Source organism: Catonella sp., from assembly GCF_052169795.1.
Classification (GTDB): domain Bacteria; phylum Bacillota; class Clostridia; order Lachnospirales; family Lachnospiraceae; genus Catonella.
Genome location: NZ_JBQNBU010000002.1, coordinates 25,183 through 38,255, shown reverse-complemented (window position 1 = coordinate 38,255; position 13,073 = coordinate 25,183). Strand labels below are relative to the sequence as shown.

The window sequence follows — 13,073 nt, the reverse complement described above, 5'->3', positions numbered from 1 at the left end:
TAGTTATAAGTAATAAAATATCTATACAGGAATTGTTAGAAACAATTCTATATTAATTAATGAAAAGATTTAGGAGGGTACATGAAATTTAATATTGGAAAAAACGGTGGAGTAAAGGCTGAATTAGTATTTGAAGACAGATTAGATACAGATTTTTTGAAGTCTTTGTCGGAGAAAGAAGTATTTGCAGGTAAGCCGGAAGAGGTTTATTTTTCTATGAATAGCAGTTTTGAGAGTTTGTTGCTAATTGGTCTTGGAAAAGAATCAGAAATTGAGTTTGATATGCTTCGGAGAACTTTTTTTAAAGTTGCTGAGGTATTATTAAAACATAAGATTGATGAAGTGGAGTTGAATATTCCTAAGTTAAATAACTTGTGCAATTATAAGCTTGCAGAGGCTATTGCAGAGGGAATGTTGCAGGCTACCTATAGGTTTGATAAGTTTAAGTCAGAAAGAAAAGCTGTGCCGGAAATTATGGTGAACTATAATCCTATCCCGGGCAAAGAGCATAGGGCTGAGAAGGGAATAAATGAGGCTGAAAAGCTTATTGAGTCAATTTTTTTAGCAAGAGATCTTATAAATCAGCCTGCAAATGTAATTTATCCGGAGACTTTAGCCGATATAGCTAAAGAGAGGCTTGAAAAAAATGGAGTGAAAGTTACTATATATGGTAAAAAAGAAATTGAAGAACTTAAGATGGAAGCCTTTTTAAGTGTTGCCAGAGCAAGCTCAAAAGAGCCAAAGCTGATTGTTATGGAATATTACAATAATCCGGAATCAGATGAAAGGATAGCGCTTGTCGGCAAGGGACTGACCTATGATAGTGGCGGCTATGCAATTAAGCCTGCTACGGGAATGGTAACTATGCACATGGATATGGGTGGAGCAGGTACTGTAATTGGTGCAATGAATGCACTTTCAAGTCTTAAAGCCGAAGTTAATGTGGTGGCTGTAGTTGCAGCTTGTGAAAATATGATTTCAGGTGATGGTTACAGGAATGGAGATATAATTGGCTCTATGAGCGGCAAGACTATTGAGATAATAAATACAGATGCAGAGGGAAGACTTACTCTTGCAGATGCTGTTTATTATGCTACTAATAATCTTGGTGCAACAAAGCTCATTGATTTAGCTACTCTTACAGGTGCTTGTGCTATAGCACTTGGTGAGCAGGTGAGTGGAGCTATAACTAATAATGACGAATTTTTTGCCAAACTTTTGGCAGGAAATGAGAGAGCGGGAGAAATGATTTGGAAGATGCCTTCCACTGAATATTATAAAAAGATGAATGAATCTAAGGTAGCTGATATTAAAAATACCGGAGGAAAGTATGGTGGAATGATGACTGCCGGACTTTTTGTAGGTTCTTTTCTTGCAAAAGAAATACCTTGGATTCATGTAGACATAGCAGGAACAGCAGGTGTAGAGAAAGCTTATGGATATGTAGGAGAGGGTGCAACAGGAGTTATGGTTAAGAGCCTTTATTATGCTCTTACGGAATAAAAGGAGGTTAATATGGATGGTTTATCAATGAGCATAGCATCTCTTTCAACGGATATGGCTATGGCAAAGACAATGACAGAAGTAAGTACCGCAGTAATGAAGCAGAATATGGATGTGAATGAAACTTTAGGAAATGAGATGATAAAGATGATGGAAAAATCTGTGCAGCCTCATCTTGGAAATAATGTAGATGTAAAGCTTTAAGATATTTAGTTATAATTTGCCTATATGAAAGTTTACTTTCGTATAGGCAAATTTATATTATAAACATATGGTTGCAGTTATACTGATAGTTGAATAAATCAGAGACAGGAACTTAAGGTGTAAAATAATATAGGTTAGAATATCTTAAATACTTTTATCAGCTATACATTTTTATCATAGTAAACCTACTGGAAATATTGAAGAAAAACATGTATTATATAAGGACTTTACAAATTAAAAGCGAGAGGAAAATGTATGGAGAAAAAAAAAGTAAGTTTTAGTGGAAGTCTGGGTTTTATTCTGGCAGCAGCAGGCAGTGCGGTAGGAGTGGGGAATATTTGGAGATTTCCTTATCTTGCAGCTAAGGATGGCGGAGGTTTGTTCATATTAGTATATTTAATTTTAGTATTGACCTTCGGTTTTACCTTACTTACTACGGATATAGCAATAGGAAGAAAGACCAGAAAAAATGCCTTACAGGCTTTCGGAAGCATTTCGCCTAAATGGAGTTTTCTTGGAAAACTGACATTTTTGGTACCTGCACTTATAATGACATATTATTCAGTAATTGGCGGATGGATAACAAAGTATCTTTTTGATTATGTGGTAACTGATGGCTTGGAGATAGCGTCTGACGGATATTTTACAGGATTTATTACTTCAGAGGTATCTCCGATAATATTTATGCTAATCTTCCTTCTTGTAACTATATGGATAGTGTACAGGGGGGTAGAAAAAGGCATTGAGCAGTTTTCAAAATTTGTTATGCCGGGGCTTTTGTTGCTTATAATTGGCATTGCAATATTCTCACTCACTTTAAAAAATACTGATGCTTCAGGAGTTACCAGAAATGGTATAGATGGATTGAAAGTTTATCTAACCCCTAACTTTGAGGGATTGACCCTATCAAAGTTTTTAAATATTCTTCTTGATGTGATGAGCCAGTTATTCTTTTCTTTAAGTGTATCTATGGGAATTATGATAACATACGGCTCTTATGTGAAGAAGGAAACACATTTGGAAAAATCAATAACTCAGATTGAGATTTTTGATACAGGTGTTGCACTGATAGCGGGTATGATGATAATTCCTGCGGTGTTTGTATTCTTTGGAATGGAGGGAATGGGTTCAGGACCTAGTCTTATGTTTATTTCACTTCCAAAAGTTTTTGCAGCAATGGGGGGAGCCGGTAAGTTTGTTGGAATACTGTTTTTTATAATGGTAGTATTTGCGGCACTTACATCCTGTATCTCTATTATGGAAACTTTGGTTGCAAATTGTATGGAAATTTTCCATGCAGGCAGAAAAAAGGTGTGTATTGGAGTTGCGGTATTTAGCATAATAACAGCCATACTTATTTGCCTTGGATATAATGTTCTGTATTTTGAAGCTCCGCTGCCAAATGGCTCTACAGGACAGCTTCTTGATATAGCAGATTATATAAGCAATAGTTTTCTTATGCCTCTTATATCCCTTTTAACCTGTATTTTTATCGGATGGGTAGTTAAGCCTTCTTGGATTGAAGAGGAAATGCTTGAAAATGGTGCAGCCTTCCACAAAAAAAGAGTATATGAAATTATGGTAAAATACATTGCTCCTGTGATGATGGGAATTTTGTTCTTGCAGTCTACAGGAATATTTGGAATTCTTGGTTGGAAATAATGAAATTTGTGTGTTAAAATAAAGCATCTGTCATTTGGCGGGTGCTTTATTTTAATGAGAAATTTCTCTAAAATTATTTGTTGAGCATTAAATTTCTACGAGAGATTTATAACTTGCGTTAGAGAAATTTTATTGCATAGATTATGTGTGATGTGTGTACGGGTACAACTTAAAAAGGAGAAGAATGATGTACTATATATACATTTTATTATGTTCAGATAACACTTATTATACAGGATTTACAACTGATGTTGAGAAAAGAGTTGAAGAACATAATGAGGGAAAGGGAGCTAAATATACAAGAGGAAGAACTCCTTGTAAGCTGGTTTATAAAGAAATTTTTGAAGATAAAAGCAGTGCAATGAAGAGAGAATGGTATATAAAACACAGGCTTACAAGGAAAGAAAAAGAAGAGATGATTGGTAAATTTACAAAGTGAGCATCTGCTTTATATGCTCAGTAAGAATAGTAATTCCTGTTGAGTTTTCACCGCCTCTTGGTATGATGATATCAGCATATTTCTTGGAAGGTTCCACAAACTGTTCGTGCATAGGTTTAACCGTCTGTTGATACTGGTTGATAATAGAATCAATGGTTCTGGCTCTTTCGGTTACATCTCGTTTTATTCTTCTTAAAAGTCTTTCATCCGCATCCGTATCTACAAAAACTTTTATATCCATAAGGTCTCTTAACTCTTTATTTGCAAGAATGAGGATACCTTCTGCGATAATTACATTTTTTGGAAATACATGGGTGGTGGAGTCGGTCCTGTTATGGATTGAAAAATCATAAACAGGTATGTCGGCTTCTCTGCCTGCTATAAGTTCTTTGAGGTCTCTTACCATAAGATCGGTATCAAATGAATCGGGATGGTCATAATTAAGCCTGGTGCGTTCATCATAGCTGAGATTATCATGAGCCTTATAATAAGAATCATGACTTATTACAAGGATGTTGTCACCAAATGAGGCTTTAATCTTATTTACTATTGTTGTTTTGCCGGAAGCACTTCCACCGGCTATTCCTACTATACAGGGTTTGTTCATACTATCTCCTTTTAAATACAGATGTTTCTTAAAATTTACTATAAGTAATGGCATATGTCAAATGAAATAGCAGTGTAAATTTCAAAAAACAAGTTATGAAATAAAGTATAAATATAGTTAATGAAGAGGTATAAAGGAGCAGTAAATTGGATTTAGAGTATACTATGCTAGGAGGATCATATTATAGTAGAAAGAGATTTTAGAGGATCAGATTATGATGATAAAAAGTAAAGAAACTGGTTTTCATTATCAAATTAGCACAAAAATTTGTGAATTAATTGTAAATTATTACTAAAAGCATTTGCTTTTCCCCTAAAAAAGTATATAATAGAGATTGTTAAAAAAAGTCAAAGATTGTTATTTTAAACAAACAATCTTCAAATAAAATTTTAGGAGGAAATTAAAAATGGCAAGATTTACATTACCAAGAGACCTTTATCATGGAAAGGGTTCATTAGAAAACCTTAAGAACCTTAAAGGAAAGAAGGCTATCGTCTGTGTGGGCGGAAGTGCGATGAAGAAATTCGGCTTCCTTGACAGAGCGGTAAATTATCTTAAAGAAGCAGGCATGGAGGTTGAACTTTTTGAGGGAATCGAGCCGGATCCTTCCGTGGAGACAGTTATGCGTGGTGCTGAAGCTATGCTTAAGTTCGAGCCTGACTGGATAGTAGCTATGGGTGGCGGTTCACCTATCGATGCTGCTAAGGCTATGTGGATTAAGTATGAGCATCCTGAATGTACTTTTGAAGATATGTGTAAGGTATTCGGTATACCTGAACTTAGAAAGAAAGCTCATTTCTGTGCCATTCCTTCAACATCAGGTACAGCTACTGAAGTTACAGCATTTTCAATTATTACAGATTACTCAAAGGGTATCAAATATCCTATAGCTGACTTTGAAATCACTCCTGATATAGCTATTGTAGATCCTGACCTTGCTGAAACAATGCCTGATAAGCTCGTTGCACATACAGGTATGGATGCTCTTACACATGCTATTGAGGCTTATGTATCTACAGCGAACTGTGATTATACAGATCCGCTTGCGCTTCATGCAATGACAATGATTAAAGCTGACCTTGTTGATTCTTATAAGGGTGATAAGGATGCAAGAGCAAGAATGCACAATGCACAGTGTCTTGCAGGTATGGCATTCTCCAATGCTCTCCTTGGTATAGTTCACTCTATGGCACATAAGACAGGGGCTGTATTTGAGGATCAGGGCGCACACATCATCCATGGTGCTGCCAATGCAATGTATCTTCCAAAGGTAATTGCTTTCAATGCTAAGGATGCTACAGCAGCTAAGAGATATGCATATATTTCAGATTATATGGGAATTGGTGGTGCTTCTGAAGGTGAGAAGATTGCTAACCTTATTAAGTACTTAAGAGGAATGAATGACAGCCTTAGAATTCCTCACGGAATCGGTACTTACGGTGCAGACAGCTTCCCTGCTGAGAAGAGTTTTGTACCTGAGAACATCTTCCTTGAGAGACTTCCTGAGATTGCTAAGAATGCAATTGCTGATGCTTGTACAGGATCTAACCCAAGACAGCCTAAGCAGGAAGAGATGGAAAAACTTCTTAAGTGCTGCTACTATGATACAGAAGTTGATTTCTAATAATTGCTTCTTTGTAAATGAAAATATAAAAAAAGAGAACCCGGCATATGTCGGGTTCTTTTAATGTTTACCTATTGTTCTTTATTCTCGTTGCAGCAGCAGGTGTGCTCTTCTGCACAGGAATCCTTTTCTTTGTCAGATTTGTCCTGTTCTGAGCAGGATTCACAGGCTTCAGATTTTAGATCATTATAGAATTCTACTTCAATATCATCTTCATTTTCGTTATCTTCCGTGTCGGCTACATCACCTACAGCTTTTTCAATCTCTGCTTCAAACTCATCAAGTTTTTTGCGAAGAGCCTCACGCTCTTCCTTTGTCATATCAACAACAGCTTCCATAGCTTTTTTTGCTTGGCTCTTGCTTACATTTTCTTTAAAATCTTTGACAGCCTTTTTTCCCTCATTAATGATTTTGCTCTCAGTTGTAACCTGTTCACCTTTTTCAGAAAGCTTATCTAACATTTTACCGGCAGCTTCAGCAGCTACTGCAACAGCACCTATGCCGGCAAAACCTATTTTTTTTGCAATGTCCTTAAATTCATTTTTATTATTCATAATTACCTCCTGTCTTCGTTATTAATTCAAATAATTTCAGATAAATTATACCACTATTCATTAAAATATGCTACTCCCATTTCATTTTGTGGCAATTTTTCTTCCGACTATTGTAATAAATATTTTTGGATAGGTTAAGTTTTTACATCACTATTGGTCTTTATGGCAAAATATACATAGATATATTAATGATTTCAGCAGTTTACAAACTCCTTTTCTTAGTCTATAATATCAAAATGTAGTATTTTAATAGAAAAGGAAGCACAATATATATGGACATTTTGATAAAGAAGCGTAATGGAAAATATGAGAATCTTTGCGTTGAAAAGACTAAAAAGATGGTAGCCCTTGCCTGTGAAGGGCTTGACGGTTGTGATCCTATGGAGCTTGAAATGGATTCCAAGATTCAGTTTAAAAATGGAATGAGCACCAAAGAAATTCAGCAGGTGCTCATTCGTTCTGCTATCGAGAAGGTTATTGTAAATGAACAGAGTGAAAACGGCGGCGGACTTAACAGGATGAACAGCAAATGGCAGAATGTGGCTGCAAGGCTGTTTTTGTTTGACCTTTACAAAGAGGCTAAAATAAGCCGCAATTATAAGACTTTTGGTTATGGTGATTTTACAAAACTTATAGAAATGTTAGTCGAGAGAGGAATCTACACAGAGGATTTTATTACAAAGTATACAGAAGCCGAAAGAAGAGAACTGTCTGACTATATAAAACCGGAAAGAGACTTCCTTTTTAATTATGAAGGAGTGAAGTTGCTTGCAGACCGCTACCTTGTACATGGCAGGGATGGAGAAGTAATGGAGCTTCCTCAGGAAAGATTTATGGCAATAGCTATGCATCTTGCAAGTGTAGAAGAAGATAAGGTGTACTATGCTAAGGCTTTTTATGATTTGCTTAGTAAACTTAAAATGACGGTGGCTACTCCGACTCTTGCAAATGCGGGAACGACCTTTAATCAGCTCTCAAGCTGCTTTATAAGCACAGTTTCTGATAATTTATGGTCGATTTATGATGTAAACTCCAAGTTTTCCAAAGTATCTAAGCATGGAGGTGCACTCGGGATTTATCTTGGCAAGGTCAGAAGTCTTGGCAGTGATATAAGAGGATATAACAATGCTTCAGGTGGTGTTATTCCTTGGGTTAGACTTTACAATGACACAGCTGTTGCGGTAGACCAGCTTGGAAGAAGAAAAGGCGGTGCTTCCATTACCCTTGATATCTGGCATAAGGATTTGTATGAATTTATAGACCTTAGAACCAACAACGGTGATGACAGAAGAAAGGCTCATGATATTTTCCCTGCTATAAGCATACCGGATATTTTTATGGAAAGGCTTATAAACAGACAGGAATTCAGTCTTTTTGATCCACATGAAGTTGAAAAGCTTATGGGATTTTCTTTGGAAGATTACTACGATAAAGATGAAAAACATAAAGAATTTTCAGAAAGATATAAACTTTGTGAAAATGATAACAGACTTACAAAAATAACTGTTCCGGCTCTTGATATAATGAAAAAAATAATGAAAAGTGCGGTAGAAACCGGTACTCCATTCATTTTCTTTAGAGATACGGTAAACAGGGCAAATCCAAACAGCCACTCAGGCATGATTTACGGTTCAAACCTTTGCCACGAGATAGCTCAGAATATGAGTGAAACAAAGTATGTTTCTGAGGAAATTATTACAGAAAACGGTGAAACAAAGATAGTCACAACAGTTAAATCGGGGGATATGGTAACCTGTAACCTTAACTCGGTAAATCTCGGCAATGTTACCTTTGAAGAGCTTAAAGAAAATGTGCCTTTACAGATAAGAATGCTTGACAATGTAATTACATTAAATATGTTTCCGGTAGCAGATGCAAAGGTAACTTCACTAAAATACAGGGCAATAGGGCTTGGTGTGAGCGGGTATCATCATTATCTTGCTAAAAATGCTATAGCTTGGGAAAATGAAAAACATATTGAAGAGGCGGACAGACTTTTTGAAGAAATAGCTTATAATGCTATTAAGGCTTCTATGGAGCTTGCCAAAGAAAAAGGAGCTTATGCTGAGTTTGAAGGCTCGAAGTGGCAGACAGGAGAGTATTTTGACGAAAGAGGCTATGTAAGCAAAAGGTGGCAGGAATTAAAGAAAGATGTAATGAAGTATGGGCTTAGAAACGGCTATTTGATGGCGGTTGCCCCTACCGGAAGCACATCCAATATAGCAGGAACTACAGCCGGAATTGATCCTATATTTAAGAAGTTTTTTGTGGAAGAAAAGAAGGGAAGCTTTACGCCTAAGACTGCTCCTGAGCTAAATGACGAGACATTCTGGTATTATAAAGAAGCACATTATATTAACCAGCTTTGGTCAATAAGAGCCTGTGCGGCAAGGCAAAGACATATAGATCAGGCACAGTCTTTTAACCTCTATATTACACCTGAGGTTAAGGCGAAGGATATACTGGATATGTATGTAGAGGCTCATAAAGCAGGTATCAAAACAATTTATTATGTAAGAAACAGGTCGCTTGAAATGGATGAGTGTACAAGCTGTTCAAGCTGATAGATAGTATTATTCGGTATTTTAGCTGATATTTATGCAAAAGGTTGGCAGTAATGGAATGGAGATAAGATGGATAAGAAGAAAATTTTTAATGAACTTGGAAAAAGAGGAACTGAAGGCATATTAAATGGTAATACAACCAATCTTCGTGAGTGGAACCGTATAAAATATGACTGGGCAAATGTTATGTATCGTACCATGCTCAATAACTTCTGGATACCTGAGGAAATCTCGCTTGGTGAGGATGTAAAGCAGTTTTCATATCTGACTGCAGGAGAGAGGAAGGCTTTTGACAAGATTATTTCCTTTCTTAACTTTCTTGACTCAATTCAGTGTGAGAATCTGCCTCATCTGGCAAGGTATATAACAGCTGCAGAAGTTTCTTCTTTGCTTAATATTCAGGCATTTCAGGAGGAAATCCATGCACAGAGTTATTCTTACATACTTGACACTGTGACTAACCCTGTAACAAGGGATAAGATTTATGATGAATGGCGTGAAGATCCGATTTTATTTAGCAGAAATAAGTTCATTGCCGATATGTATCAGAGGTTTTCGGATGATCCAAGCACAGAGAACTTTGTGCGTTCGGTAATGGCTAACTACATCCTTGAAGGTATTTATTTTTACAGCGGTTTCAGCTTTTTCTATACCCTTGCAAGACAGGGCAAGATGACAGCTACAAGTACCATTTTCAAATATATAAACAGGGATGAGATTACCCATTTGGTGCTTTTCCAGAATATTTTAAGGGAGCTTATGAAGGAAAATCCTGAGATTTTTACTGATGAGCTTAAAGAGGAACTGAGGGAAATGGTTAAGGTTGGCACTTTAAATGAAATAGAGTGGGGGCAGTATGTGACTAATAATGAGATTTTAGGTATAAATAATGAGTTGATAGAGAGGTATATTAAGTACCTTTCAAATCTTAGATTAAGGGCCATAGGTCTTCCTGTGTGGTTTCCTGAAATTACCGAGAATCCAATGGCTTGGATAGAAAGTTTTTCAAATCTGAATGCCACAAAGACAGATTTCTTTGAAGCAAAGGTAACAAACTATACCAAGGCAGCGGCTTTTGATTTTGATTCATTGGAATAGGATAATTAAAAATTCCTACTATCTTTTTTTAATAGAAAAGGTTATAATAGATTAGCATGACTTTAAAATGATTATAATGTTTAATTTATTATATATAGTGGAGTAGGAAAGGAGCTTTATTTTATGCTTGGCAGTGATATTGGAATTGATTTAGGTACAGCAAGTGTGCTGGTTTATATAAAGGGTAAGGGAGTAGTATTAAAAGAGCCTTCAGTAGTGGCTATTGACAGAGATACAAAGAAGGTAAAGGCAATAGGTGAAGAAGCAAGATTTATGCTTGGAAGGACACCGGGTAATATTATGGCAATCCGTCCTTTGAGACAGGGAGTTATTTCAGATTATGATGTAACTGAGAAAATGATGAAATATTTTCTACAGAAGGCAGGCGGTAAGAGATTTTTCAGGAAACCGAGAATAAGTGTATGTATACCTTCGGCTGCTACTGAGGTTGAGAAGCGTGCAGTTGAAGAAGCTACTTACAATTCAGGTGCAAGAGAAGTTGCCATTATAGAAGAGCCTATTGCAGCAGCTATCGGAGCAGGTATAGATATCTCAAAGCCTTGTGGAAATATGATAGTGGATATCGGAGGCGGTACCTGTGATGTAGCTGTAATTTCGTTGGGCGGCTCTGTTGTGAGTTCTTCTGTAAAGATTGCAGGGGATGATTTTGATGATGCAATTATGAAATATATGCGTAAAAAACACAATCTTCTGATAGGTGAGATGACGGCAGAAGAGATTAAGATAAAAATCGGTTCAGCCTTTAAGCGTCCGGAACTTGTAACCTTGGATGTAAGGGGTAGAAATCTGCTTACCGGTCTTCCAAATACAATTACAGTGACATCCGATGAGACACTTGAAGCATTGGAACTTCCTTGTAAACAGATAATAGATTCTGTACATCAGGTACTGGAGAAGACTCCACCGGAACTTGCGGCAGATATAGCTGACAGGGGAATAGTGCTGACGGGTGGAGGAGCCTTGCTTTGGGGGATGGAGCAGCTTCTTGAATCTAAAACAGGAATAAATACTATGACAGCAGAAAACCCTATGAACTGTGTTGCGATAGGTACAGGAAAGTTTGTAGAATTTTTAAGTAATACCACCGGTTTTAAGTAATAATAAGAGTTAAGTTTTATTTGATAATTGTCGATATATTTATATAAAGGAAAAATTACTCAAAGATGGAGGAACTTAAATGCTAAGAAGCCTTTACACTGCCTATACAGGCATGGTTAATGAACAGAGAAGAATGGATATAATGACCAATAACCTTGCTAATGCAACTACAGCCGGATTTAAGATGGAAAGTTCTTCGAGCCAGTCATTTGATAAGGTTTTAGGAATTAAGATAAGAGATGTATCTGAAGCTTTTAATGACCATAGCATAGGTCAGATGAGTCTTGGAGTGAAGGTTGGCGAGGTATTTACCGACTATTCCCAGGGAGCTCTTAGAGATACTGCAGGGAAATATGATTTAGCACTTTCCGGAAAAGGTTTTTTTGCAGTTAGATTTGTAGATAAGAATGGAAATGAGTCTACTAAATATACTAGAGATGGTAATTTTAGGCTGACTAAGGATGGTCATGTGACTGATGTATATGGAAATCAGCTTAGAACAGAGGGTGGTGTGCTGCAAGTTCCGGTGGATTCTGAAAATATTTCCATAGGTACAGATGGAACAGTTTCTATTAATAATCAGGTTATAGATAAGATAAAAGTAGTTGATTTTGAAAGCTATGACTATATAGAAAAGTTTGGAGACAATCTATATAAGACTGTAGATGGAGCTGTGGAGAAAGAGTCAGAAGCACAGGTTTTGCAAGGCTATATAGAACAGTCAAATGTAAACTCAGTGCGTGAAATGGTAAATCTTATAACTATAACAAGGGCTTATGAAGCAGGACAGAAAATGATTCAGAGTTCAGATAAAATTATGGAAACAGCAGTTAATTCAGTAGGTAGAATCGGTTAAGGCTAAAGGAGGATAATAATGCTTAGGTCGTTATGGAGTGCTGCATCGGGAATGATGGCGCAGCAGATGAATCTTGATACTATTTCAAACAATATAGCTAATATAAATACAACAGGATTTAAGACTCAGAGCATGGAGTTTAAATCTTTGCTTTATCAGCAGTTAAAAGCTAAATCGACTGACAGTGAGGGTAATCCAAAGCCTGTTGGTGTACAGGTAGGTCTTGGAGTTCGTAATGCTTCGGTGACTGCTAAATTTACACAGGGTGCAGCCCTAGATACAGAAGAAAAGCTGGATCTTTTTATTCAGGGGAATGGTTTTTTTTCGGTAAAAATAGGAGAAAAAACAGCATACACTAGGAACGGACATTTTGGCCTTTCGGCTGTTGAAGGTGGTTGGGAGCTTACCAATTCAGATGGTAATCCTGTTCTCAGCACTAAGGGAACACCTATTAAAATAGACAGTTCTTGGGATCCTAAGGACATAAGCATAGATACAGCGGGTAATGTACTTCGCAGAGTAGATGATAAGAAGGCAGGCTCAACTAAGCATGAAAACCTTGGAAAGATAGCACTTTATCAGTTTAATAATCCTGCTGGTTTAAGTAGAAGTGGCGGAAGTCTTTATTATGAGACTCCGGCTTCAGGAGAGGCAAGGAGTGAAGAAACAGATACAGGCCTTAGCAAGAGTCTTATTAAATCCGGATACCTTGAAGCCTCCAATGTATCTGCAGCCGATGAAATGGTAAATATGATAGTTACGCAAAGGGCATATCAGCTCAATTCAAAGGCTATAACAGCTTCAGATGAAATGCTTGAACAGGCTAATAACCTGAGGAGGTAA

At 36.8% G+C, this 13,073-nt stretch carries 12 protein-coding genes; 10 read left to right on the top strand and 2 right to left on the bottom strand.

Translation table 11 applies throughout. From position 1 onward, the window contains the following. Positions 1–81 precede the first annotated feature (81 nt). The 4 genes from ACTTKP_RS00525 (at position 82) to ACTTKP_RS00510 (ending at position 3,808) form a co-directional block, all read left to right on the top strand. The gene (locus tag ACTTKP_RS00525; protein WP_442551951.1) at positions 82–1,503 is read left to right on the top strand and encodes a leucyl aminopeptidase; all 1,422 of its coding nucleotides are present in this window, start codon (positions 82–84) and stop codon (positions 1,501–1,503) included. Between the two features lie 12 nt (positions 1,504–1,515). Beyond that, a complete protein-coding gene (locus tag ACTTKP_RS00520; protein WP_442551950.1) occupies positions 1,516–1,707 on the top strand; it encodes a YjfB family protein in 192 nt (63 codons plus the stop codon). Positions 1,708–1,962: 255 nt separating this feature from the next. Next, on the top strand, positions 1,963–3,369 hold the full coding sequence (locus ACTTKP_RS00515; protein ID WP_442551949.1) for a sodium-dependent transporter: 1,407 nt from the start codon (positions 1,963–1,965) through the stop codon (positions 3,367–3,369). A gap of 187 nt (positions 3,370–3,556) precedes the next feature. After that, positions 3,557–3,808: a GIY-YIG nuclease family protein gene (locus tag ACTTKP_RS00510; protein WP_442551948.1), complete on the top strand. Its 252-nt coding sequence runs from the start codon at positions 3,557–3,559 to the stop codon at positions 3,806–3,808. Here the strand turns inward: ACTTKP_RS00510 and udk are convergent. Beyond that, entirely contained in the window at positions 3,798–4,415 is a 618-nt protein-coding gene (gene udk, locus ACTTKP_RS00505; RefSeq protein WP_442551947.1) for a uridine kinase, read from the bottom strand. The two genes, ACTTKP_RS00510 and udk, sit on opposite strands and share 11 nt — an antisense overlap. A 406-nt stretch (positions 4,416–4,821) precedes the next feature. On the opposite strand from udk, the gene ACTTKP_RS00500 reads away from it, so the two are divergent. Next, complete coding sequence (locus tag ACTTKP_RS00500) at positions 4,822–6,039, top strand: iron-containing alcohol dehydrogenase (protein ID WP_442551946.1); 1,218 nt, start codon at positions 4,822–4,824, stop codon at positions 6,037–6,039. A 71-nt stretch (positions 6,040–6,110) separates the two neighbouring features. Here ACTTKP_RS00500 and ACTTKP_RS00495 read toward each other — a convergent pair whose 3' ends face one another. Then, positions 6,111–6,593 (bottom strand): hypothetical protein, encoded by a 483-nt coding sequence (locus ACTTKP_RS00495; protein WP_442551945.1) that lies wholly within the window; start codon positions 6,591–6,593, stop codon positions 6,111–6,113. 272 nt (positions 6,594–6,865) lie between these two features. Here ACTTKP_RS00495 and ACTTKP_RS00490 point away from each other — a divergent pair, with 272 nt between their 5' ends. From ACTTKP_RS00490 to ACTTKP_RS00470, 5 genes are all read left to right on the top strand, one after another. Beyond that, positions 6,866–9,157: a ribonucleoside-diphosphate reductase subunit alpha gene (locus tag ACTTKP_RS00490; RefSeq protein WP_442551944.1), complete on the top strand. Its 2,292-nt coding sequence runs from the start codon at positions 6,866–6,868 to the stop codon at positions 9,155–9,157. A 69-nt stretch (positions 9,158–9,226) separates the two neighbouring features. Further along, on the top strand, positions 9,227–10,255 hold the full coding sequence (locus ACTTKP_RS00485) for a ribonucleotide-diphosphate reductase subunit beta (protein WP_442551943.1): 1,029 nt from the start codon (positions 9,227–9,229) through the stop codon (positions 10,253–10,255). Between the two features lie 123 nt (positions 10,256–10,378). Beyond that, complete coding sequence (gene mreB, locus ACTTKP_RS00480; protein WP_442551942.1) at positions 10,379–11,374, top strand: rod shape-determining protein MreB; 996 nt, start codon at positions 10,379–10,381, stop codon at positions 11,372–11,374. A 79-nt stretch (positions 11,375–11,453) separates the two neighbouring features. Then, positions 11,454–12,230 carry a flagellar hook-basal body protein gene (locus tag ACTTKP_RS00475; protein WP_442551941.1) on the top strand — a complete coding sequence of 259 codons (777 nt, stop codon included), beginning with the start codon at positions 11,454–11,456 and terminating at the stop codon, positions 12,228–12,230. A gap of 18 nt (positions 12,231–12,248) precedes the next feature. Then, positions 12,249–13,073, top strand: a complete 825-nt coding sequence (locus tag ACTTKP_RS00470) for a flagellar hook-basal body protein (protein ID WP_442551940.1) — start codon at positions 12,249–12,251, stop codon at positions 13,071–13,073.